This is a genomic window from Shewanella sp. Koi 1, assembly GCF_052907445.1.
Genome location: NZ_JBREJM010000001.1, coordinates 77,338 through 99,898 on the forward strand (window position 1 = coordinate 77,338; position 22,561 = coordinate 99,898).

Genomic DNA, 22,561 nt, shown 5'->3' on the forward strand with positions numbered 1-22,561 from the left:
GAGAGTAATGTGGCTTACTCTCCACGAAGTGGTAATTAGTCTAATGTAACGTGGTCACCGATATGGATCATGGCGTCATTGATGACACGGCAGGTGATGCCGCCTCGCCAATCTGGAGTAAGCGCGGATTCCAAGCCTGCATGAGCCTGTTCCATCTTCTTGCAGGGATCGGTTTCACCAGTCACTTCGAGGCAGAGATCCCCAATGCGCAGCTGCTTGCCCACATCAGCCGCCCCAAAACTATATCCATCGACTAATAGGTTTGCTCGTCGAGTCGTCCAAGGTAAATTTGCATCTATGCTCTGACAAGCTATTTGCCACTGCTGCAGCGAGAGTACCGTGACTTGCCGTTTACCCGGGCGACCAAAAACATCTTTTTCGACGCCGCTGTGCTGGCTGACATTCGCGCATAGCACTTCGTTCATTGGCCCGCGTTTAACCGTTTTGTAGGCGATAGCAACTAGTTTCGGCATGTTTGATGTCCTTATCCTAATGTCGATGCAGAGACTTAGAGTCCCTTTTTAATTAGATATTGATAGGGTGTTTGGCTGGTTTCACTGGCGATCAGTGTGTGGTCCATAAATTCACAAAAGCTGGGAATATCACGTGTGGTTGCTGGATCATCTGCGATGATAAGCAGGGTTTCACCTTGCGCCATTTGTCTTACCGTTTTACGCACCATCATTACTGGTTCTGGGCAGCGTAAACCAAGAGCATCCAGTTTGTGTTGTGCGGTTGAGAAAACGTCGTTCATGTGACCTCGAGTGAACGGTTAAACAGAATTGGCTAATGTTACTCCAGTGATTTGGATAAACCAAGTTGATGGCCTGAATTTGTGATGGGGCTGGAATTGCTCCAGCCGAGTAGGTGTTTGCTCGTAACCATCGAAATGTTCCACGTGGAACAACATCATTATTCGGCGATTTTATCTATGATTGGTGCCGCAGATTCATGGGGACAAGACTCTGCGTCGTCGAGGTTCAGAGTCTCTATGTTATTCATCTCAGTTTTTAAATCATTGGCCGCCGTCGCTGGTAACTGTGATTTGGCAGCTCGTGCGCGTTTGTAGCTATACATTTTTTGATCGGCTTTATGGATTAGAGTATTGGCATCATCGTAGTCGTAGGGGCCAGTATCCACGATGCCGAAGCTTAATGAGATGTTATTCAGGTGGCGCTTGATATTCTGGTTAAAGCGTTCGATAAAATGATCTCTGGCTTGTTCCTCACGGCAGTTGGGCATGATGATACAAAACTCATCACCACCATAGCGAAAACAATGATCTTCCGCTCGGGTACTTTCCTTTATTGATTGGGCGACGGCTCTGAGTACTTCATCTCCCGCTCTATGGCCTTGACTATCATTAAAGTGTTTAAAGTCATCCACATCTAGATAAATAACGCTTACGGGTTCGGCACGTCTTTGCGCGGCTCTTAGGATACGCGTGGCAAATTCCTGCAAGTGACGCACGTTTAGTAAGCCGGTTAATGGATCAGTTTGAGATAATTCTTCGAGTTGTTGAGTACGCTCTTTGACTTTGCTCTCCATGCTTTGAGCGTAACGTTCCGCCTTGTCTTTGGCGTTCTCAATTTCAGAAACCAAGCTGCGAATATAAGTATCAAACACTAAGGTAACATCGAAAAGCACTAGCTTGTCGATGGCGATTCTAATGCGTTCATTTTGAGCAGCGTCTTTCACCGAGTTATTAATCTCCGCATAAATCAGCTCTTTTAGGGTATGAACGGCAGAGAGGTAGAGTTTGGGTTCGACGCCGATACGTTTGTGTACTAAGCCAATCCTTAGGCGGTTGTTTACATATTCTAAATCGTACACACCATTAAACAGGTCGAGCACATAGCGTCTCTGGGCGGTACGCAAACGAGCCAGAGTGTCGGAGTCGCCAATCAACAATGCAATTTCAGATACACTGGTTTGCAGACCATAGAAGTCATCAACGATTTTATCTATGTTCGCTTCAATTACAGGCTTGAAGGATTGAAGCGCTCTGACATCCGCCAAGGTAAAAGAGAATAAGGATTTGCGAAAATCAATCTCAAGCTCAGTGATCCGCATTTGTTCAAAAAGCGTTTGCTCCGTTTGCAGCATAATAACTCCCTCATCGCGTAAATGATGAAAAGCATCCTTGCCTTTGGTTACGCCGTGTTATGACGGTTAAACGCGGATAAGTGCACTAAGGATATTTACCAAGTTAAGTCGAAAACTACCCGATTTTCAAATTGATGAGGCTATGTGAGTAAGATTATTAATAGTGAGAGATGAAATGAGAGCAATAAAAAAGCCGGAACTGAGTCCGGCTTTTAAATAATGGGGTTAGGGATTAAACGCGTTCGAAAACGGTCGCAATACCTTGGCCTAAACCGATACACATAGTCGCTAAACCTAAGGTCGCATCTTTGTGTTCCATCAGGTTGATCAGCGTCGTCGAAATACGCGCACCAGAGCAACCCAGTGGATGGCCAAGCGCGATAGCACCACCGTTGAGGTTAATCTTCTCATCGACCACATCCAGCAGACCCAAATCTTTCACGCAGGGTAAAGATTGCGCGGCAAAGGCTTCGTTCAGTTCGATAACATCTAAATCATTGACTGTGATGCCTGCGCGAGCCAGTGCTTTTTGAGTAGCAGGTACTGGACCGTAACCCATGATTGCCGCGTCACAACCTGCAACCGCCATTGAGCGGATACGGGCACGGATTGGTAGACCTAAAGCGCGCGCTTTAGATTCTTCCATGACTAACATAGCCGAAGCGCCGTCAGATAATGCTGAAGAGGTACCAGCTGTTACTGTACCGTTTGCTGGGTCGAATACTGGGCGCAGCGCCGCTAATGATTCCATTGAGGTTTCTGGACGAATCACTTCGTCGTGCAGCACTTTAATTAGCGCGCCGTTAGCATCATGGCCTTCGATGCCATAGATTTCCTTGGCAAAGCGGCCTTCAACTGTCGCTGCGTGAGCGCGTTGGTGTGAACGCACTGCAAAGGCATCTTGCTGCTCACGGGTAATACCGTGAAGCTTACCCAACATCTCAGCGGTTAAACCCATCATGCCAGACGCTTTAGCGACGTTATTGGCTAAACCTGGGTGGAAGTCCACACCGTGGTTCATTGGCACGTGGCCCATGTGTTCAACACCACCGATGATAAAGGTGTCGCCCATGCCAGTCATGATTGCACGAGCGGCTTGATGAATGGCTTCCATTGAAGAACCACATAAGCGGTTGACTGTCACGGCGCCAGCCGTCTTCGGGATACCTGCCAGCAATGATGCGTTACGGGCAATGTTGAAGCCTTGCTCTAGGGTTTGCTGCACGCAGCCCCAAATCACATCTTCAATAGTATTGGGATCTAATTGCGGGTTACGCAGTAATAGACCTTTCATTAATTCGGCAGAGAGTGTTTCTGCACGTACATTACGAAACACCCCAGCCTTAGAACGGCCCATAGGAGTACGAATGCAATCTACGATAACAGCTTGTTTCATAATTAAATTCCTTTCCCGCTAATTAGGCTTGGTAGTAGCTACCGTTGTTGGCTGCAAGGGCGCGCATGGCGTCGGTGACTTGATACAAACCACCTAAGTGAGCGTATTTGTCAGCTAAGGCGACAAAGTTCGCTACGCCCATAGTATCTAAGTAACGGAACACCACCACGGAATGGAGGGAAACCTAAACCATAGACCAAGCCCATATCTGCTTCGGCAGGTGATGCCACAATGCCTTCTTCTAAACAGCGAACGGTTTCGATAATCATTGGGATCATAGTGCGGGCGATGATTTCATCCGCATCGAATGCTTTTTGCTCACCAAAGGCGGCTTTCAGCAGCTCGTAGCTGGTTGGGTCGACATCTTTCTTTGGCTTACCGCGGCTATCGACAGAGTAAGCGTAGAAGCCTTTACCATTCTTCTGACCGAGACGTTTGTTCTCGAACATCACGTCAATCGCGTCATTGCCAGATTTGCCCATACGATCGGGGAAGCCTTCGGCCATTACCGCTTGCGCGTGGTGACCGGTGTCTAGGCCGACAACGTCTAGCAGGTAAGCAGGACCCATTGGCCAGCCGAATTGTTTTTCCATCACTTTATCGATAGCGGCAAAGTCACCACCTTCCGCGAGTAGGCCGTTAAAGCCCGCAAAGTACGGGAAGAGTACGCGGTTAACGAAGAAACCCGGGCAATCGTTAACAACGATTGGGGTTTTACCCATTTTGCTGGCGTAGGCAACAACAGATGCGATGGTTTCTTCTGAGCTGTGCTCGCCACGAATAACTTCAACCAATGGCATTTTGTGCACAGGGTTGAAGAAGTGCATACCGCAGAAACGCTCAGGCTTCTTCATGCTCTTCGCAAGCAGGTTGATTGAAATAGTTGAAGTGTTAGAGGCGATAATTGCATCTTCACTCACGTATTGCTCAACTTCCGCCAGTACTTGTGCCTTCACTTTTGGATGCTCAACTACGGCTTCGACAACCACGTCAGCATGTTTTACTGGGGCATAGTCTAAGGCTGGAGTGATGTTGTTCAGCACCTTAGCCATTTTTTCTGGGGTAGAGCGGCCGCGAGCAACTTGCGCTGATAACAGTTTAGCGGCTTCGCCTAAACCTAAATCTAATGCAGGTTGAGCGATATCCTTCATCACGATTGGCGTGCCTTTGCTGGCGCTTTGGTAAGCGATACCGCCACCCATGATGCCTGCACCTAATACGGCGGCGCTTTTCACATCTTTAGCGAGCTTACCCGCTTTCTTAGCTTTGCCTTTGACTAATTGGTCATTCAAGAAAATACCGATCAACGCTTTAGCTACATCGGTTTTCGCTAACTTGATAAACGCTTGATGTTCAATTTGCAGTGCGTCGCTGCGGCCTTTGGTCGCGGCTTGTTCAACAACGCTGACTGCCGCCATTGGTGCTGGGTAGTGTTTACCCGTAACCGCAAACACCATGCCTTTAGCAGTAGTGAAAGACATCATAGCTTCGAGTTTTGGTAGGGTCAGTGGTGACATCTTACGTTGGCGACGGGCTTGCCAATCAAGCTTTTCTGCAACTGCATCTTTTAGCATTTGAATAGCTGCGGCTTCTAAAGCCTCTGGCGCAACAACGGCATCAACCGCACCGACTTTTAAGGCATCTTCTGGACGCTGATCTTTACCCGTGGTGATCCATTCTAGTGCGTTATCCGCACCAATCACACGTGGTAAGCGCACTGTGCCACCAAAGCCAGGGATGATGCCCAGTTTGGTTTCGGGCAGGCCGATTTTGGCTGTGGTGTCGGCGATACGGAAATCCGTTGCCAGAATAGTTTCACAACCGCCGCCTAGGGCAAAACCTTTAATCGCTGAAGCGGTTGGGAAAGGTAAATCTTCGAGTTTGTTGAATACGGCGTTGGCCTGTTCAACCCAAGAGAGCAGTACCGCATCATCCTGTGCGAATAAGCCTAAAAATTCAGTAATGTCGGCACCCACGATAAAGGTATCTTTACCTGAGGTCAGCACTAAAGCCTGAATGTTTGATTGTTGTTTAATGCTATCTAATGCGGCATCGAGTGAGGCGAGTGTTTCTCTGTCGAATTTGTTCACCGAACCGGGTGCGTTAAAGCACAGCTTGGCAATATTATCCTCGAGTAACTCAACCTGAATTGTAGGACTTTGGTAGATCATTGCTTGCTTCCTTTTGGCTTAAAAGTGATACCCACCATTATCTGTTGGTGTTAGTACGACTCTCTATCTCACAGCAGCTTCGGCCATCATTTGACCAGTTATGTGCCAGTGTGCTTCGAAATTCGATAAATTACAACACCCAATTTAAACGACTGTTTAATTTCTTGTCGGCTAGAGTGAATTTTCAGCTTTGTGATACACTGCACAAAGTGTAGAAGTGCCTGATTACGCCAAAGAGTACGTGGTGGGAATTTGTACTTTAGCGGTATTGCTCACTGGCCACATGGATAATTTTATTTTTAGAATTAAAAGCATAGGCTTAAATCGAGAATTTGCTAACCTGTGAAATCATAGGGCGTTAGCGAAGGAAACACTGAGCCTATATGGCTTAGTCAGATTTGCGGTTTTTTTATTAACTATCGTTCATTACAGGATATGACACATGGATCACTTGGCTCATCACTATCATGCCCACATCGCCGAGCTTAATCGTCGAGTCGCTGAAATTGTATCGCGTGAAGCATTATCAGGTTTAGTGATCCACTCGGGTCAGCCACATCGAATGTTTTTGGACGACATTAATTATCCTTTTAAAGCCAATCCCCACTTCAAGGCTTGGTTACCTGTGTTGGATAACCCTAACTGCTGGTTAGTGGTGAATGGTCGCGATAAGCCGCAACTGATTTTTTATCGCCCAGTGGATTTTTGGCATAAGGTGTCTGACGTGCCGGAGATGTTCTGGACCGAGCATTTTGAGATAAAGTTACTCACTAAAGCCGATAAGGTTGCCGAGCTATTGCCTAGCGATATCACCAACTGGGCTTATTTGGGTGAGCATTTAGACGTGGCTGAGGTGCTAGGTTTCACCAGTCGCAATCCTGACTCTGTGATGAGCTACCTGCATTTCCACCGTACTACTAAAACCGAATATGAACTCGAATGTATGCGCCGTGCGAACCAGATCGCGGTGCAAGGGCATTTAGCGGCTAAAAATGCCTTCTATAACGGTGCGAGCGAGTTTGAAATTCAGCAGCAGTATTTATCTGCTGTGGGACAGGGCGAGAACGAAGTGCCCTACGGTAATATCATTGCCTTAAACCAAAATGCGGCGATTTTGCATTACACCGCGCTCGAGCATCAAAATCCGGCGCGGCGTTTATCTTTTTTAATCGATGCGGGTGCCAGTTACTTTGGCTACGCGTCGGATATTACTCGTACCTATGCGTTTGAGAAGAATCGCTTTGATGAATTAATCACTGCCATGAACAAGGCGCAGCTCGAACTGATCGATATGATGCGCCCAGGTGTGCGTTATCCCGATTTACACTTGGCGACCCATGGCAAAGTCGCGCAAATGCTATTGGATTTTGAGTTAGCCACGGGCGATGCCCAAGGCTTAGTCGACCAAGGCATAACCAGCGCCTTCTTCCCCCATGGACTCGGCCATATGTTAGGCTTGCAAGTGCATGATGTGGGAGGTTTTTCCTTCGATGAGCGTGGTACCCATATTCCGGCACCAGAAGCCCATCCGTTCTTGCGTTGCACCCGCATTTTAGCGCCAAACCAAGTGCTAACCATGGAGCCAGGGTTGTACATTATCGACACTTTACTCAATGAGCTAAAACAAGATAGCCGTGGCCAGCAGATCAATTGGCGCACCGTTGATGAGCTGCGACCATTTGGTGGTATTCGTATCGAGGATAATGTGATTGTGCATCAAGATCGAAACGAAAATATGACCCGCGAACTGGGCTTAGCGTGAGTTTAGGGAGAGCGAGTGCTCGAAAGTTATCTGATACCGAGTGAAAGTGTGCAGATAGAAGAAGAGATAAAGCATAGCCGCTTTATCTCTTTTCTATTTCATTGCACGAGTTTAGAACAACTGAAGTTAGTACTTACTGACATAAAGCGAGATTATCCCGGCGCCAGTCATTACTGCTATGCCTTTATCGCAGGAGCGCCTAACGACAGCATTGCCATCGGTTCGAGTGACGATGGTGAGCCTGCGGGCAGCGCTGGTCGTCCAATGCTCGCAGTATTACAAGGCGCGAATCTCGGTGAAGTCGGTGCCGTGGTCGTGCGTTTCTATGGCGGTACTAAGTTAGGCGTGGGCGGTTTAGTGCGTGCCTATACCTCGGGATTACGCCAAGGTTTAGGGCAATTGCCGACGCGAGTAAAGCAATTACGTTATCCGGCAAAACTGCATTGTGATTACACCCAATTAAGGGATGTTGAGCATTTACTGCAGCAGTTAGAAGCGGTGATCATCGATAAGCAATTTGCCGAAGCCGTTGATATCCATTTTGAAATAGGCAAACAGCAGCAGGGCATATTGAATGAATCGCTGGCAACTTTGAGTCAGGGCAGCCTGCGCGCAGAGTTTGAGCTGTGATGCCTGCGTAAATTATGCCAAAATATGCAAAATGCTGAAAATACCTTTGCAGCCAATGGAATAATTGAACACGCGGAATGCAATACAAAACCATAATAAGAATCATAGGTCTGCTTATCGGCCTGTTCTCCATCACTATGCTGCCGCCAGCCTTAATCGCCATTTGGTATAACGATGGCGGTGGTACTGCGTTTATTCAGGCATTTTTTGTCAGCTTATTTATCGGTTTTTGGCTCTGGTATCCTAATCGTCGCTGCAAAGAGGAATTGCGAACCCGCGAGGGGTTTCTGATTGTGGTCCTGTTCTGGACCGTTCTTGGCTCCATCGGTGCCTTACCCTTTATCTTCTCAAGCCAACCCGATCTCAGCTGGACAGACAGTTTTTTCGAATCATTTTCCGCACTAACCACCACGGGAGCCACAGTCATTGTCGGGCTGGACTCCTTGCCTAAGGCCATTCTGTTTTATCGACATATGCTGCAATGGCTCGGTGGTATGGGGATCATCGTTTTAGCCGTGGCGATTCTGCCTGTGTTGGGCGTTGGGGGCATGCAGCTGTATCGCGCCGAGATCCCGGGGCCTGTGAAGGACAGTAAGATGACGCCGAGGATTGCCGAAACGGCCAAGGCGTTATGGTACATCTATCTATTGCTAACCATTGCCTGTGCTGGCGCTTATTGGCTGGCGGGGATGAGCGTTTTCGATGCCGTGTGTCACTCGTTTTCGACCATCGCTATCGGGGGCTTTTCGACCCACGATGCCAGTATGGGATACTTCGACAGCTCAGTGATCAACCTGATTTGCGTGTTCTTTTTGATTGTCTCGGCGGTGAACTTTAGCGTGCACTTTGCGGCATTTTCGCGTCGTGGGATCAATTTTAGAGTCTATTTTCGAGATACCGAGTTCAAGATGCTGGTGGCGATTCAGTTGGTGCTGACGGCGATTTGTTTCTTAACCCTTTATCACTCAGGGATTTATGATTCGCCAGAGGAAACCTTAGATCACGCCTTATTCCAAGCAGTTTCGGTGGCGACAACCGCCGGCTTTGGTACCGAAAGCTTCCATATGTGGCCGCTGTTCCTGCCAATTCTGTTGATCTTCTCAAGCTTTATCGGTGGTTGTGGTGGTTCAACTGCGGGCGGGATTAAGGTGATCCGGGTTATCCTGCTGCTGTTACAAGGTTCACGCGAACTTAAACGCCTTGTTCACCCTAAGGCGATGTTCTCGATTCGTATCGGCTCCAAGGCATTACCTGACCGGGTTGTCGATGCCGTGTGGGGATTCTTCTCCGCCTATGCCTTAGTCTTCGTGCTGTGTATGTTAGCGCTGATGGCTATGGGGCTGGATGATATTACCGCCTTTAGTGCTACGGCGGCCTGCTTAAATAACCTCGGTCCGGGTCTTGGGGAAGTAGCGAGTAACTACGCCAGTATTGGTGATGGTGCTAAATGGGTGCTGGTGGTAGCCATGTTATTTGGTCGCCTCGAAGTCTTTACCTTGCTGATTTTGTTCACGCCAACTTTCTGGAGGGATTAACATGCAGACACTAATCATCTATTCGACAATTGATGGCCAAACACTGGAAATCTGCCGCAAAATCAAAACGCTTGCCGAACAAGCGGGTGAGCAGGTGTCTTTAGTGACCTTAGAACAAGCCGAAGCCTTAAGCCTTGCCGATTTCGATAAAGTATTGATTGGTGCGAGCATTCGTTATGGCAAACATAGGCCCGATCTCTACCAGTTTGTGAATCGCAATCATGCGGTGCTGGACAGTAAAATCAACGGCTTCTTTACCGTGAATGTGGTGGCACGTAAGCCATTAAAGAACACGCCAGAAACCAATCCTTACATGCAAAAGTTCCTCAAATTATCCCTGTGGCAGCCACAGCAATTGGCGGTGTTTGCGGGCAAGATTGATTACCCTAAATACGGCTTATTCGACCGTACTATGATCCGTTTCATCATGTGGATGACTAAGGGACCAACCGATCTGAAGGGCACCTTCGAGTTTACCGACTGGGGAAAAGTCGAAGCCTTTGGGGCACACTTTAGCAAGCTGTAAAAATGATAAAGCCCTAGTCTCTGCTAGGGCTTTATTGTTACCGCCTGATACGATTTATACGGCGCAGTAACGGCTGTGGAGAATCGAAATCACTTGGGTGACCTGCTCATTCTTAAGCTTGTAATACACAATCTGCGAGCTCTTACGGGTATCGACTAAGTCTTCGGCTCGCAATACCGCCAAATGCTGTGATAGCGCCGACTGGCTCAATGGCACAGTTGCATTCAGCTCGGTTACGCTCAGCTCTTTATCCAGCAATAGGCACAAAATCATTAAGCGATAAGGATTCGCTATGGCTTTGAGCCATTTAGCCGCACTTTCCGCATTAGTTACCATTGCATTTACATCAATATCATTTTGCATAAGGTACTCACTTTATCGCTTTTGATTAGATAATTCTAATTGAACATATTTCTATACGCAATCATACTGCTCGGCAATTCAGATCTCAATTTTTGCATTTCAGAATATGAGACAACGCTGATTTGTGATCCTATCAGGGGTTTATTTAACCAATGATTGCCACAATGGTGACATACTTTAACTGAACGGGAATACCCCATGACACGCATTCTGGTGCTTTATTTTACCCGTGGTGGCCATACGGCCAAGATAGCGAATGCGATTGCGCAGCAACTCACGCTGCGTGGCGCCAAGGTGGACTTGGTGGATATCAATAGTGCGGTGGCAACCAAGATTAACTGGCCCGATTATCAACTGGTAGCGCTAGGGGCTTGTGTACTCTATGGTACCTACGATAAGAGTGTATTTCAGTTTATAGAGCAACATGCCCCGGCTTTAAGTGCGTTGCCAAACAGTTTCTTCTGCGTCAACGTGGTAGCGCGTAACCCTGAGAAACGCATCCCCGAGAACAACAAATACCTGCAAAAATTCATTGCTTTATCACCTTGGACTCCCGCCGATTTGAAGATTATCGCCGGTAAGGTGGATTACCCCTCATGGCCCTGGTACGACAGACTGATGATCCAGCTGATTATGAAAATCACCAAAGGACCAACGGATCCTAAGGCGGTGATCGATTATACCGACTGGGAAGATGTGAAGGTCTATGCCGACCATCTGCTAACCTTGGCCGAGGTTACTGAACCCGCCTAATAAAAATGCGCTCTGTGAGCGCATTTTTAGTTTTTGATTGATACGATTAGTATTTCCAAAAGCTGGGATGGAACAGTACGGCTACAGTTAAAATCTCTAAGCGGCCGAGCAACATACCCAAAGAAAGCGCCCATTTAGCCAAATCGGGCAGCGTCGAGAAGTTACCCGCAGGACCAATGATGGGGCCAAGCCCAGGGCCTACGTTGGTGACTGCGGTAATAGCGCCGGTAAAGCTGGTCATAGGGTCTAGCCCAGTCAGCACCAGAATCACCGAAAGCCCAACAATCACAAACATAAACAGCAGCACAAAGGTGATCAGTGAGCGCACAATATCTTCACTAATCAAACGGTTGTTATAGCGCTCCCGGAAGATGCCATTGGGATGGCATTGCTGCTTTAACTGCTCGCGCATAATGGCGCCGGCAATTTGGAAGCGGAAGATTTTAATCCCGCCAGAGGTGGAGCCCGAGCAGCTGCCGACAAACATTAAGAATAAAAATGCGATATTCGCAAACGCGCCCCAAGCGCCGTAGTCGGTTAAACCATAACCTGTGGTGGTGACCACTGAAACCACGTTAAAGCTGGAGAGGCGCAGTGCGTCGATAAGGGCGATATCCCGCGTTTGCCACAGCCAGAAGCCAATAAAACAAGACACAAAAGTGAGGAAAAACAAGAAGCCTTTGACTTGAGCATCGTTCCAGACGGTAAAGTCTCGCTGTTGGATCATCTGCACAAACATCAGCAGGGGTAAGCCTCCTGCCGCCATAAACACAACGCCAACCCAATGGGCTGAGTTTGAAAACGCCGCCATCGAGTTATCTGAGGTCGAATAGCCCCCCGTCGACAGTGTGGTCATCGCATGGTTAATGGCTTGAAACCAAGTCATACCAGCAAGATGGTAGGCAACGCAGCACATCACGGTCAGCAAGATATAGATAAAAAATAGATGCTTAGCCATGTTTTGGGTGCGTGGCACCGCCTTATCGCTCCAATCCGATGACTCGGTGCGGAACAGCCGCATACCACCGACGTTTAAGAAGGGCAGAATCGCTACCGCCATCACGATAAAGCCGATACCGCCGAGCCATTGCAATAACGAGCGCCAGATTAAGATACTGTGGTCCATAGTATCTAAGCCCGAGAGCACGGTTGAACCTGTAGTGGTAATGCCGGACATGGTCTCGAAGAAGGCGTCTGTATAGCCAATGCCGTGGTACAAGGTAAAAGGCATGGCGGCAAACAGGCTCACGATCAGCCAAGTGAGGCTGGTGAGCAGAAACATATCGCGAATATTGAGGTTAATGGTTTTGCTCTGGCCGTTATGCAAACAGAGGCTGGCGCAAATCCCTGTGACTAAAGCCGACAGCATGAAAGCGCCCACGGTTTCCTCGCCGTTGAATACGGCAAGGAGCAGGGGCGCTAACATAAAGGCTGTTAACATCGACAGAAACAGCCCCAAAATAAACAATAGCGGTCTAAAGTTCAGCATAAGATGATGACTTAGAAGAAGAAGGCGCTAGGTTGGAACAGTTTCTCGACTTCGCCGACAAACTTTTTGTTTACGAGGAACAGAATCACGTGATCCCCTTGTTCTATCACTGTCTTGTCGTGGGCCATCAGCACTTCTTCATTACGCACAATGGCGCCAATGGTGGTTCCCGGCGGCAGCTTGATATCGCCAATCGCCTTGCCAACAACCTTGGAGGTGCTGGAGTCGCCATGGGCAATGGCTTCAATCGCTTCGGCGGCGCCGCGGCGTAAGGAATACACGTTACAGATATCGCCTTGGCGGATGTGGGTTAGTAAGGCTGAAATCGTCGCCTGCTGGGGTGAAATCGCAATATCGATATTCGCTTCCTGCACAATATCCACATAGGCTTCGCGTTGGATCAACACCATCACCTTTTTCGCCCCCATGCGTTTCGCTAACAGGGCGGACATGATGTTGGCTTCATCGTCGTTGGTGACGGCAATAAACACGTCAGTTTGGTCGATATGTTCTTCGAGCAGCAACTCTTGATCTGAGGCGTCACCACAAAATACTGTAGTGTTTTCAAGCTGTTCAGAGAGCGTTTCGGCGCGTTCAAACTTATGTTCAATCAGCTTGACTGAGTGGGTGCGTTCGAGGCGTTTAGCGAGGCCTAAGCCGATGTTACCACCGCCAGCAATCATGATATTGCGGTAGGAGTTATCCAGCTTTTGCATTTCACTCATCACCGCGCGGATATGGCGACTGTCAGCCACGAAAAACACTTCGTCATCGGCTTCGATAATAGTCGTACCGCGGGGCATGATAGGGCGACCTTGGCGGAAAATCGCCGCCACCCGGGTATCAATATTTGGCATATGCTCGCGAAGCGCGGCCAAGGCATTACCGACCAAAGGGCCGCCGTAATAGGCGCGAACCGCAACCAAACTTAAGCGGCCTTCGGCAAATTCGAGCACTTGCAGCGCACCAGGATATTCAACCAAACGTTGAATGTAAGCGGTCACTAACTGCTCAGGAGCGATAAGTTCATCGATCACAAAACCACCGCGAGGGCGCCCCTCACTATTTTTGGTTTCACTGTCGATAAATAATTTATCGCGCATTGCCAGATAAGGCTCGGAGCGAATACGGGCGATTTTAGTCGGTGTACCAAATAGGCTGTAGGCCATCTGGCAGGCGACCATGTTGCATTCATCGCTGTTTGTCACAGCAATCAGCATGTCGGCATCTTCGGCGCCAGCCTCTTTTAGAACATCGGGGTGGGCACCGTGGCCCGCCACGACGCGAAGGTCATATTTATCCTGCAGGGCGCGTAATCTGGATTTGTCGCTATCGACTATGGTGATATCGTTGTTTTCACCCACCAAATTTTCGGCCAAGGTTCCCCCGACTTGACCCGCACCTAATATGATAATTTTCATGGCCTTGCTTACTTCCTAATGGGTCGCTTTCAATAAACGGGCGTAATAAAACCCATCCATGTTGTGTTGTCCCGGCGTGATTTGCCAACCTATATCTTGGCTTGAAGCCTGCTGGGCAAGTGTGTCTAGCTTAGCATCTGCGGTTCTGGCTAAAAATGCACTAATTTGGTCTCGATTTTCCTGCGGCAAAATAGAGCAAGTTGCATACAGGAGTGTGCCACCGGGTTTGAGCCACTTCCAGCAGTGATCGAGAATTTGTCTTTGCAGCTCAGCCAGTTCTTCGATGTCATGGTTTTTGCGTAACCACTTGATATCGGGATGACGGCGGATTACGCCCGTCGCCGAGCAAGGCGCGTCGAGTAAGATACGATCAAACTGTTCACCCTGCCACCATGAGTCGATGTTGGCTGCATCGCCATGAATAACTTCCGCTTTTAATGATAAACGGTCAAGGTTCTGTTGCACGCGCTCGAGACGTTTAGCATCGAAATCGACGGCGACCAGTTGGATGCTGGGTTCAAGTTCGAGTAAATGGCAGCTTTTGCCGCCCGGTGCCGCGCAGGCATCGAGGACCAGTTCGTTGGCTTGCGGAGCCAGTAAGGTCGCTGCCCATTGGGCGGCGCCATCTTGCACCGATGCCGCACCTTCGTGGAAGCGCGGCAATGTCGCTACATCCTTGGGATGGGCCAGCAGTATGGCATCATCACTGAGGCCAGCACTTGCTTCTATTTCTAGTTCACTCAGGGCAGCAAGATATTCGTCGCGGCTTTGGGAGAGGCGATTGTTGCGTAGCCACATAGGTGGACGCTCATGGCTTTGCAGGATTATCTCTTGCCAATTATCGGGATAGGCGGCTTTTAAGCGCTTAATTAACCAGCCCGGCGTGTTGTAGCTTAAGGTCTCCGACTCTGTGCTTAGCGGTGTTAATTGGCGCTGAATATTACGCAGCACGCCATTGACGACCTTTACCATGCCCTCAAATTTTAACTGACGACAGGCCTCGGCGGTTTCGGAGATGGCGGCGTGGCTTGGAATGCGGGTGAAGTAAAGTTGATAACAGCCAACAATTAATAACTGGTGGATGATCCTTTGCTTACCTTTCAGCGGCTTAGCCAAACACTCGGCCACGCGTTTTTCGATCTGCGGCAAGGTGCGCATCACGCCGTAGCAGAGCTCCGCGAGCAGGGCTTTATCTTTACCACTGGCAAGATGCTTTTGCTGTTCTGGCAGGGCTACTGAAAGTGACACGCCTTTCTCTAAGACTTCGAAGATGGCTTTGGCCGCCAGTGCACGCAAGTTCATCATTATTGCGCCTCGTGATTTAGACGAGTATTTGGGGTAAACCAGTCGCCGCGGGCGTTGAGTATGTCGGCTACGCTGAGTGGTTTTTTACCGGGTAATTGCATGTTGAGCAGAGTTAACACACCATCGCCGGTGGCGACTTCAATGCCTTTTTTACTGGCGCTGATAATAGTGCCGGGGGCGGCATTGCTGCTGGTGGTGCTGACGTTGGTCTGCCACACCTTGATGGTATTGCCTTGGTGCTCAAAATAGCTCACAGGCCAAGGATTGAAGGCGCGGACTTCTTGCCATAATTGGGTCGCAGATTTGCTCCAATCGAGCCTCGCTTCTTCTTTACTGAGTTTTTCGGCGTAGTTCGCTAAGGCTTCATCTTGTTTTTCAGCCGTTAGGGTGCCGTTGGCTAAACCTTCGAGTGCTTGCAGTAGCGCGTCTGGCCCTTGCAGAGCTAACTTCTCGTAAAGGGTGGCGGAAGTATCATCATCTTCAATCGGCAAGTAGGTTTTCAGCAGCATGTCGCCGGTATCTAGGCCGACATCCATTTGCATGATAGTCACGCCGGTCTCTTTATCGCCGGCCCACAACGCGCGTTGAATAGGCGCTGCACCGCGCCAGCGTGGCAGAATAGAACCGTGAACATTGATACAGCCTAAACGTGGCGTGTCGAGTACCACTTTAGGCAGAATCAAGCCGTAGGCGACTACCACCATAATATCGGCATTGAGGGCGGCAAGTTCTTGCTGTGCGGGTTCTTTACGCAGTGAGCCCGGCTGATAAACTGGAATGTTGTGGCTGACGGCGAGTTCTTTAACTGGGCTGGCGGTGAGTTTTTTACCGCGCCCAGCGGGTCTGTCCGGCTGAGTGTAGACGGCAATCACATTGTGATGTGAGTTAATCAGCGCCTGTAAATGGCGAGCGGCAAAATCCGGTGTTCCGGCGAAGATGATATTGAGTGGTTTCAAATCTGATCCTAATGCTTATTTGGCGTCCTGTCTGGCCGCTTTTTCAAGTTTCTGTTTGATCCGTTGGCGCTTCAATGGCGACAGGTAATCGACAAATAACTTACCTTTCAGGTGATCCATTTCATGCTGAATACAAATAGCAAACAGCTCATCGGCTTCAACGGTGAATTCATTACCGTGTCTATCCAGTGCCTTGACGGTAACAAACTCGGCGCGGTCGACCTTGGCATAGATACCGGGGACCGACAAACAACCCTCTTCGTTACAGAAATCACCGCTACTGGCAATAATTTCTGGATTGATAAAGACTTTAGGGCGATCGACCTCGTCTTGTAAATCCATCACGATCAGTTGTTTATGATAGTCGACCTGGGTTGCTGCCAGACCAATGCCTTTTTCTTGGTACATGGTCTCGAACATATCATCGATTTGCGTTTGCAACTCAGCAGTAAACTCTGTGACCGGGGTCGCTTGAGTTCGCAATCTTTCATCGGGAAAGCGTAAAACTTTTAATAGTGCCATACTTAAACTCTTAACAAGTCTGTCAAATCTCAATCAGTTGGTTATACTGACTGAGGCTAATGGGCTAATTTTAATCTTTAGTGCCTATCAATAACAGTAAAAGCTCGATTTAAGAGCTAAACAACATGGACCGCACCATGAAACGGCTAATTTTACTTGCGTTAATGACATTTAATTGCACGTTGGTTTCCGCTGATACTCTCACGCTGAAAGCAGGGCATCCCGAGTCATATGTGGTAAAGAAGGGCGATACCCTTTGGGATATCTCGGCCACCTTTTTAAATGACCCTTGGAAGTGGCCACGTTTATGGGATGTTAACCCCCAGATTGCTAACCCTCATTTAATTTATCCTGGCGATCAGCTCACTTTAGTCTTTATCGATGGTCAACCCCGATTAGTGCGTAATGGCGCTAACGAGGGAAAACCCCATATTCGCAAAACCCCTGAGGGACGCGTGATTGCTAAGAGCAATGCGGTGCCTGCGGTTGATTTAGCGTTAATCCAAAACTATCTGGTGCAAAACCGTGTGGTCGATGCCGACTGGTTTGCACAGCAACCTATGGTGCTCGCGGGTGAGAGCCCTTCACGTCACCATGTGGTTGGCGATGTGATTTATATCGATAGCGAACTGCCTTTGAACCAAAAGTTGGGTATGTATGAACGCGGCCGAGACTTCTTCAACAAACAAACGGGTGAAGCCTTAGGACAAGAAGCGATTCTGGGTCTACCGGCCAAGTGATTGAATCTGGCAAAGTGTCTAAGGTTAAAATCCTCAGTAACTACCGTGAAACCAAGGCGGGTTTTAGGGCGTTACCTATGGAAGACGAAGCCCTAATGTCAGCCTATTTTACGCCAAAACCTGCTGAGCTTAAGACGCCTGCGGCCGTACTAGCGATTGAGTCGAAAATGCGCGAGGCGGGTAAGCTCAATGTGGTGTACTTAGATAAAGGCACGCAGGATGGTGTTGAGCCAGGTGAAGTGTTCTCCATTTATCGCGATGGCGAAGAGATTGTGATTAATAACGATGGTCAACCCGTACCTACGACCGAGCGCACCGCCTATGACAATGTGGTGGCGTCACTGTCGTCAGATCGCGCCATCAAGATGCCCGATATTTACCATGGCAAGCTCTTAGTCTTTAAAGTGTTTGATAAAGCGAGCTTAGGTTTGATTGTCTCGACTGAACGTTCTGTACGTGTCGACGATAAATTAATTGCGCCAGACTCCTTAGCCTTTAGAGGTGAATAATCCCTGAACATTTGGTCGATTGGTTAATTGTTAATGCGGTATCTGGGCTAGGACCCGCTCGGACACAACAATTATTAACGCACATGGATGTGGACGACCTCAGGCAAAGATTGGAGCATGAGAGACACTCGCTCCCTTTGTCTGACAATCTACTCCATAGCTTAGTCATTGATTATCAAAGGGTCGATGCCGCCCTCGAATGGCAACAGCAGTCTGAACTACACCACCTCGTTTGTTTTACCGATCCCCTTTATCCTCCATTACTCAAACAGTTACCCGATCCTCCAAGCGTCTTATTTATCAAAGGATGTGTTGAGGCGCTGTTGTTCCCATCGCTTGCTATAGTGGGGAGCCGTAATGCGTCTCCCGGTGGATTACAGGTTGCTTATCAGTTAGCTCGAGAGATGTCCGCGCTGGGATTCAGTATCTGTAGTGGCATGGCGATGGGGATAGATGGTGCGGCCCATAAAGCCTGTGTTGACCATGGAGGAAGAACGCTTGCGGTGCTCGGAACCGGGATTGATATTATTTATCCGCGTCGGCATAAGCAGCTTTATGAGGATATTCAGCACCAAGGCTGTATAATAAGCGAGTTTTGGCCGGATATCGGGCCTTTTGCGGGCAATTTCCCGAAACGAAACCGCATTATTAGCGGTCTTTCTTTAGGTACGCTGGTGGTTGAAGCTTGCCGTAAGAGTGGTTCACTCATCACCGCAAGGTTAGCGATGGAGCAGGGGCGTGAGGTCTTTGCGGTTCCGGGCTCGATTCTTGGCGGCTTTCATCAAGGCTGCCATGATTTATTACGGGATGGGGCAAAACTTGTGGAGAGTGCGGCCGATATAGTGGAAGAGCTGGTAAGTTTGACGGCTTTTCACCTTGAAGAAGTCAACACTCGCCACCATATACAGCAAGGTGAGATTTGTGATTTGCCATTTTCATCGCTGTTAGCTAGTGTAGGTTATGAAACTACAACAATTGATGCTGTAGTCGAACATAGTGGGAAAACGATAGATCTGGTGTTAGAACAAATGCTTGAACTTGAGTTGCAAGGTTGGGTTGTTGCAGTACCCGGTGGTTACGTCAGAGTAAAGAGGAGCTAGCCATGTTTGATATCCTCATGTATCTATTTGAAAACTATGTTCACAGTGAAGTTGAACTGTTAGTGGATGAAGACGAGTTAACCAAGGAACTCACTCGTGCTGGTTTTCACCAGTCAGAGATTTTGAAAGCCTTAACTTGGTTGGAGCGTCTGGCTGAGTTGCAGGAAGGGGATAAGCCTTACCTGTGCAATCATGATCAGCATTCATTTCGGATTTACACCAAAGAAGAAATGGAAAAGCTGGACGTGGAATGCCGTGGATTCCTGCTCTTTTTAGAGCAAGTGAAAGTGCTGAATGTCGAAACCCGTGAGATGGTAATCGACAGAGTTATGGAACTCGATGAGCCTGCCTTGATCCTCGAAGATCTTAAGTGGGTGATTCTGATGGTGCTCTTTAATGCGCCCGGCCATGAGTCCGCCTATGAGCAAATGGAAGATTTAATTTTTGAGCAGCCTGAAGAAGGTCGGCTACATTCTTAAGCGTTGCGATGTGATGAATAATGAGAAAGGAGGCTAGCCCTCCTTTTTTGATGCCATAAGCTTGTTAATACCTGTGTGGTGAGTTATCTGCGGATTAGACGCAATGACTGGTGGTAATGATTATGTCTAAGATCGATGAACAACTATTTAGTGCCCATGAGCACGCGCTGGAAAAAGAATTCGAGCTATGCCCAGAGTGTGGCAGCGAGTTGTCGGTAAAACATAGCAAACATGGGAGTTTTATTGGTTGTAACAACTATCCCACCTGCCAATATACCCGTCCCTTAGTGCAGCATGAATCGATTGAAACCCAAGTGATTGAAGGTTCCAAGTGTCCCGAGTGCGGCCATGAGTTGGCGGTCAAATCGGGGCGTTTTGGTATCTTTATCGGTTGCACTCAATATCCCAGTTGTACCCACATAGAAAGGCCAGATCAGGAGAGCGATAAACCTGAGGTGGCATGTCCCGAATGCAAAACTGGCAAGCTTGAGCATCGTACCAGCCGTTTTGGTAAGAGTTTTTATGCCTGCAGTGCGTATCCCAAATGCAAATTCATCGTGAATTATCCCCCCGTTGCTGAAACTTGCCCGAGTTGTGGCTTTGGTATTTTAGTCGAGCGTAAAGGGGCCGCGGGGATGCGTTTAGAATGTCCGCAAAAAAGCTGTAAATACAAACGCGCGCTTTAGTGTGATCTGGCTCTAAAGATTTGGTCGTATAAACACCCTTGGGTATAATCCCCCATCGACCACGGATGGGGTGGCCAAGCGCTAAAAAAGCCAAAACGTGTTTGTAGAAATCGATTCAATTCATAAGGTGATATTAAGATGTTACAGCTGCACCCATCTGAAATTAAAGACATAGTGCTTAACGGCGGCGTTATCGCTTATCCCACTGAAGCCGTTTATGGTTTGGGCTGCGATCCAGACAACGACACCGCCATCCAAAAATTACTCGCGGTAAAGCAACGTCCTTGGCAGAAGGGGCTTATCTTAGTGGCGAGCGAGTTTTCCCAATTAGTGGATTATGTCGATGAGTCACAGTTGAGCGCCGAGCAACTTGAGTTTGCCTTTTCTAAATGGCCAGGCCCCTTTACCTTTGTGATGCCGATTAAGCCGCATGTTTCGCGCTATTTATGTGGTGAGTTTGATTCTATCGCCGTGCGTGTCTCCGCCCATGAAGGGGTGCGAGCCTTATGCCAAGCTTTAGGTAAACCACTGGTCTCGACTAGCGCCAATTTAGCCGGCGAAGATCCCGCGCTCAGCGGTGATGAAATTCTTAATGCCTTTGAGGGTAAGATTGATGCCTTAGTGTTAGGGTCATTAGGCGAACAGCGTCAACCCTCCACCATTATTGATGCCCGCAGCGGTAAGATATTACGTAACGGACAATAACTGATTTATAACGCAAAGGATAAAAGCAGATGAGCGTGCCAGATGCGACAGTGGTAAAAGCATTTTTACTCGATCTACAGAATCGAATTTGTGCGGGTCTTGAGCAGTTGGATGGGCAAGCAAGCTTTGCGGCCGATTCATGGACACGCACCGAAGGCGGTGGCGGTACCAGTCGTGTCTTAACTCAAGGCGCGGTATTCGAGCAAGCCGGGGTGAACTTTTCCCATGTAACAGGTGCTGCCATGCCCGCATCGGCAACGGCTCATCGCCCAGAATTGGCGGGTCGTAGTTTTGAGGCCATGGGCGTTTCTTTAGTGATTCACCCTAAAAACCCTTATATTCCAACTACCCATGCTAACGTGCGTTTCTTTATTGCCCATAAAGACGGTGCGGATCCCGTTTGGTGGTTTGGTGGTGGTTTTGACTTAACGCCTTACTATCCTTTCGAAGAAGACGTGCGTGAGTGGCATCAAACCGCTAAAAATCTGTGTCTGCCCTTTGGCGATGATGTATATCCTAAATATAAGAAGTGGTGTGATGAGTATTTCTTCCTGCCACATCGTAATGAAACCCGTGGCGTGGGCGGACTGTTTTTCGATGACTTGAATCAAGCTGGCTTCGATAAGAGTTTCGATTTTATGCAAGCGGTGGGGAATGGCTTCTTAACCGCTTATGCGCCGATTGTTGAGCGCCGTAAAGAGACGCCTTATGGCGAACGTGAGCGTGAGTTCCAGTTATATCGTCGCGGCCGTTATGTTGAGTTCAATCTGGTATACGACAGAGGTACCTTGTTCGGCCTGCAAACCGGTGGTCGCACTGAGTCCATTTTGATGTCAATGCCGCCATTGGTACGCTGGCAATATGCTTATACGCCAGAGGCGGGCAGCCCTGAGGCAGATCTATACGATAATTACCTTAAACCTCGAGATTGGGTATAAGCACGCTAACACGAGTCGCGTAATCAGTACTTTACTGATTACGCATATGATCAGCCAGAGTTGAAATCGCCTCGTAGATAGCGGCGCGATGCTCTGGTTTTTTTATATGTTTTTCAATGGCAAACTTCATGCAAAATAGCCATTGATCCCGCATCGTCTCATCTACCGCGAAGGGCATATGGCGTGCGCGTAATGCGGGATGACCATATTTTTGCTGATATAACTGCGGACCACCGAGCCAGCCACTTAAGAATTCATAGAGCTTTTGTTCCGACTCCGCAATCGGTGCACGGTGAATCGCGAATAAAGCTTGTGTTTCTTTTGAGCTTGCCATTTTCTGATAGAAACTATGGGCAATCGCGCGGATCACTTTGTCACCACCAATTAAATCATAGGCATTTGACTGATTCGGATCCCTGTCATCCGGCACGCTTGTGTGTTTACTAAAAATCTTTTTAAGCCAGTTCAT

At 48.5% G+C, this 22,561-nt stretch carries 21 protein-coding genes and 2 pseudogenes; 11 read left to right on the forward strand and 12 right to left on the reverse strand.

Features of this window, described 5'->3' with window-relative positions; translation table 11 throughout:
* Positions 1–35: 35 nt before the first annotated feature.
* From ACUZ8J_RS00345 to fadB, 5 genes and pseudogenes are all read right to left on the reverse strand, one after another.
* Positions 36–473 (reverse strand): MOSC domain-containing protein, encoded by a 438-nt coding sequence (locus ACUZ8J_RS00345; protein WP_446692776.1) that lies wholly within the window; start codon positions 471–473, stop codon positions 36–38.
* A gap of 35 nt (positions 474–508) precedes the next feature.
* Entirely contained in the window at positions 509–754 is a 246-nt protein-coding gene (gene tusA / locus ACUZ8J_RS00350) for a sulfurtransferase TusA (protein ID WP_011620849.1), read from the reverse strand.
* A gap of 158 nt (positions 755–912) precedes the next feature.
* Entirely contained in the window at positions 913–2,106 is a 1,194-nt protein-coding gene (locus tag ACUZ8J_RS00355) for a diguanylate cyclase domain-containing protein (RefSeq protein WP_446692777.1), read from the reverse strand.
* 232 nt (positions 2,107–2,338) lie between these two features.
* Positions 2,339–3,502 (reverse strand): acetyl-CoA C-acyltransferase FadA, encoded by a 1,164-nt coding sequence (fadA, locus tag ACUZ8J_RS00360; protein ID WP_011620853.1) that lies wholly within the window; start codon positions 3,500–3,502, stop codon positions 2,339–2,341.
* A 22-nt stretch (positions 3,503–3,524) separates the two neighbouring features.
* Positions 3,525–5,673, reverse strand: a pseudogene (gene fadB, locus ACUZ8J_RS00365) (fatty acid oxidation complex subunit alpha FadB).
* Positions 5,674–6,115: 442 nt separating this feature from the next.
* On the opposite strand from fadB, the gene pepQ reads away from it, so the two are divergent.
* From pepQ to hemG (ACUZ8J_RS00385), 4 genes are all read left to right on the forward strand, one after another.
* Complete coding sequence (gene pepQ / locus ACUZ8J_RS00370; protein ID WP_011715318.1) at positions 6,116–7,435, forward strand: Xaa-Pro dipeptidase; 1,320 nt, start codon at positions 6,116–6,118, stop codon at positions 7,433–7,435.
* A 15-nt stretch (positions 7,436–7,450) separates the two neighbouring features.
* Positions 7,451–8,065, forward strand: coding sequence for a YigZ family protein (locus ACUZ8J_RS00375; protein WP_086904523.1), 615 nt, complete (start codon positions 7,451–7,453; stop codon positions 8,063–8,065).
* Between the two features lie 77 nt (positions 8,066–8,142).
* Positions 8,143–9,600, forward strand: coding sequence for a TrkH family potassium uptake protein (locus ACUZ8J_RS00380; RefSeq protein WP_011620857.1), 1,458 nt, complete (start codon positions 8,143–8,145; stop codon positions 9,598–9,600).
* A 1-nt stretch (position 9,601) separates the two neighbouring features.
* On the forward strand, positions 9,602–10,126 hold the full coding sequence (gene hemG / locus ACUZ8J_RS00385) for a menaquinone-dependent protoporphyrinogen IX dehydrogenase (protein ID WP_011715320.1): 525 nt from the start codon (positions 9,602–9,604) through the stop codon (positions 10,124–10,126).
* A 54-nt stretch (positions 10,127–10,180) separates the two neighbouring features.
* On the opposite strand, the gene ACUZ8J_RS00390 is transcribed toward hemG (ACUZ8J_RS00385), so the two are convergent.
* On the reverse strand, positions 10,181–10,489 hold the full coding sequence (locus ACUZ8J_RS00390; RefSeq protein WP_011715321.1) for an ArsR/SmtB family transcription factor: 309 nt from the start codon (positions 10,487–10,489) through the stop codon (positions 10,181–10,183).
* Between the two features lie 198 nt (positions 10,490–10,687).
* On the opposite strand from ACUZ8J_RS00390, the gene hemG (ACUZ8J_RS00395) reads away from it, so the two are divergent.
* A complete protein-coding gene (hemG, locus tag ACUZ8J_RS00395) occupies positions 10,688–11,242 on the forward strand; it encodes a menaquinone-dependent protoporphyrinogen IX dehydrogenase (protein WP_446692778.1) in 555 nt (184 codons plus the stop codon).
* Positions 11,243–11,288: 46 nt separating this feature from the next.
* Here hemG (ACUZ8J_RS00395) and ACUZ8J_RS00400 read toward each other — a convergent pair whose 3' ends face one another.
* Genes ACUZ8J_RS00400 through def form a run of 5 tightly spaced genes read right to left on the reverse strand, consistent with a single transcriptional unit; the run spans position 11,289 to position 16,935 of the window.
* The gene (locus ACUZ8J_RS00400; protein ID WP_086904520.1) at positions 11,289–12,731 is read right to left on the reverse strand and encodes a TrkH family potassium uptake protein; all 1,443 of its coding nucleotides are present in this window, start codon (positions 12,729–12,731) and stop codon (positions 11,289–11,291) included.
* An 11-nt stretch (positions 12,732–12,742) separates the two neighbouring features.
* Complete coding sequence (gene trkA, locus ACUZ8J_RS00405; RefSeq protein WP_011620862.1) at positions 12,743–14,152, reverse strand: Trk system potassium transporter TrkA; 1,410 nt, start codon at positions 14,150–14,152, stop codon at positions 12,743–12,745.
* Positions 14,153–14,167: 15 nt separating this feature from the next.
* Positions 14,168–15,454: a 16S rRNA (cytosine(967)-C(5))-methyltransferase RsmB gene (rsmB, locus tag ACUZ8J_RS00410; protein WP_446694888.1), complete on the reverse strand. Its 1,287-nt coding sequence runs from the start codon at positions 15,452–15,454 to the stop codon at positions 14,168–14,170.
* A 2-nt stretch (positions 15,455–15,456) separates the two neighbouring features.
* Positions 15,457–16,413, reverse strand: a complete 957-nt coding sequence (fmt, locus tag ACUZ8J_RS00415; protein ID WP_446692779.1) for a methionyl-tRNA formyltransferase — start codon at positions 16,411–16,413, stop codon at positions 15,457–15,459.
* A gap of 15 nt (positions 16,414–16,428) precedes the next feature.
* Positions 16,429–16,935: a peptide deformylase gene (def, locus tag ACUZ8J_RS00420; RefSeq protein ID WP_011620865.1), complete on the reverse strand. Its 507-nt coding sequence runs from the start codon at positions 16,933–16,935 to the stop codon at positions 16,429–16,431.
* 125 nt (positions 16,936–17,060) lie between these two features.
* On the opposite strand from def, the pseudogene ACUZ8J_RS00425 reads away from it, so the two are divergent.
* The 6 genes and pseudogenes from ACUZ8J_RS00425 to hemF all read left to right on the forward strand — a co-directional run bounded on the left by ACUZ8J_RS00425 (position 17,061) and on the right by hemF (position 22,092).
* Positions 17,061–18,184, forward strand: a pseudogene (locus tag ACUZ8J_RS00425) (LysM peptidoglycan-binding domain-containing protein).
* 11 nt (positions 18,185–18,195) lie between these two features.
* Entirely contained in the window at positions 18,196–19,284 is a 1,089-nt protein-coding gene (gene dprA, locus ACUZ8J_RS00430) for a DNA-processing protein DprA (RefSeq protein WP_083757867.1), read from the forward strand.
* A gap of 2 nt (positions 19,285–19,286) precedes the next feature.
* Complete coding sequence (locus tag ACUZ8J_RS00435; RefSeq protein WP_011620868.1) at positions 19,287–19,763, forward strand: DUF494 family protein; 477 nt, start codon at positions 19,287–19,289, stop codon at positions 19,761–19,763.
* A gap of 122 nt (positions 19,764–19,885) precedes the next feature.
* A complete protein-coding gene (locus ACUZ8J_RS00440) occupies positions 19,886–20,449 on the forward strand; it encodes a DNA topoisomerase family protein (RefSeq protein ID WP_011620869.1) in 564 nt (187 codons plus the stop codon).
* A gap of 138 nt (positions 20,450–20,587) precedes the next feature.
* On the forward strand, positions 20,588–21,154 hold the full coding sequence (locus ACUZ8J_RS00445; RefSeq protein ID WP_011620870.1) for an L-threonylcarbamoyladenylate synthase: 567 nt from the start codon (positions 20,588–20,590) through the stop codon (positions 21,152–21,154).
* 29 nt (positions 21,155–21,183) lie between these two features.
* The gene (gene hemF / locus ACUZ8J_RS00450) at positions 21,184–22,092 is read left to right on the forward strand and encodes an oxygen-dependent coproporphyrinogen oxidase (RefSeq protein ID WP_086904514.1); all 909 of its coding nucleotides are present in this window, start codon (positions 21,184–21,186) and stop codon (positions 22,090–22,092) included.
* A 31-nt stretch (positions 22,093–22,123) separates the two neighbouring features.
* Here the strand turns inward: hemF and ACUZ8J_RS00455 are convergent, their stop codons facing one another.
* A complete protein-coding gene (locus ACUZ8J_RS00455) occupies positions 22,124–22,561 on the reverse strand; it encodes a group II truncated hemoglobin (protein WP_446692780.1) in 438 nt (145 codons plus the stop codon).

Excerpts from the sequence above, each read along its gene's own strand:
- ACUZ8J_RS00345 (WP_446692776.1), bottom strand. The coding sequence starts at position 473 with ATGCCGAAACTAGTTGCTATCGCCTACAAAACGGTTAAACGCGGGCCA.
- tusA (WP_011620849.1), bottom strand. The coding sequence starts at position 754 with ATGAACGACGTTTTCTCAACCGCACAACACAAACTGGATGCTCTTGGT.
- ACUZ8J_RS00355 (WP_446692777.1), bottom strand. The coding sequence starts at position 2,106 with ATGCTGCAAACGGAGCAAACGCTTTTTGAACAAATGCGGATCACTGAG.
- fadA (WP_011620853.1), bottom strand. The coding sequence starts at position 3,502 with ATGAAACAAGCTGTTATCGTAGATTGCATTCGTACTCCTATGGGCCGT.
- pepQ (WP_011715318.1), top strand. The coding sequence starts at position 6,116 with ATGGATCACTTGGCTCATCACTATCATGCCCACATCGCCGAGCTTAAT.
- ACUZ8J_RS00380 (WP_011620857.1), top strand. The coding sequence starts at position 8,143 with ATGCAATACAAAACCATAATAAGAATCATAGGTCTGCTTATCGGCCTG.
- hemG (WP_011715320.1), top strand. The coding sequence starts at position 9,602 with ATGCAGACACTAATCATCTATTCGACAATTGATGGCCAAACACTGGAA.
- ACUZ8J_RS00390 (WP_011715321.1), bottom strand. The coding sequence starts at position 10,489 with ATGCAAAATGATATTGATGTAAATGCAATGGTAACTAATGCGGAAAGT.
- hemG (WP_446692778.1), top strand. The coding sequence starts at position 10,688 with ATGACACGCATTCTGGTGCTTTATTTTACCCGTGGTGGCCATACGGCC.
- ACUZ8J_RS00400 (WP_086904520.1), bottom strand. The coding sequence starts at position 12,731 with ATGCTGAACTTTAGACCGCTATTGTTTATTTTGGGGCTGTTTCTGTCG.
- trkA (WP_011620862.1), bottom strand. The coding sequence starts at position 14,152 with ATGAAAATTATCATATTAGGTGCGGGTCAAGTCGGGGGAACCTTGGCC.
- rsmB (WP_446694888.1), bottom strand. The coding sequence starts at position 15,454 with ATGAACTTGCGTGCACTGGCGGCCAAAGCCATCTTCGAAGTCTTAGAG.
- def (WP_011620865.1), bottom strand. The coding sequence starts at position 16,935 with ATGGCACTATTAAAAGTTTTACGCTTTCCCGATGAAAGATTGCGAACT.
- ACUZ8J_RS00435 (WP_011620868.1), top strand. The coding sequence starts at position 19,287 with ATGTTTGATATCCTCATGTATCTATTTGAAAACTATGTTCACAGTGAA.
- ACUZ8J_RS00440 (WP_011620869.1), top strand. The coding sequence starts at position 19,886 with ATGTCTAAGATCGATGAACAACTATTTAGTGCCCATGAGCACGCGCTG.
- ACUZ8J_RS00445 (WP_011620870.1), top strand. The coding sequence starts at position 20,588 with ATGTTACAGCTGCACCCATCTGAAATTAAAGACATAGTGCTTAACGGC.
- hemF (WP_086904514.1), top strand. The coding sequence starts at position 21,184 with ATGAGCGTGCCAGATGCGACAGTGGTAAAAGCATTTTTACTCGATCTA.
- ACUZ8J_RS00455 (WP_446692780.1), bottom strand. The coding sequence starts at position 22,561 with ATGAACTGGCTTAAAAAGATTTTTAGTAAACACACAAGCGTGCCGGAT.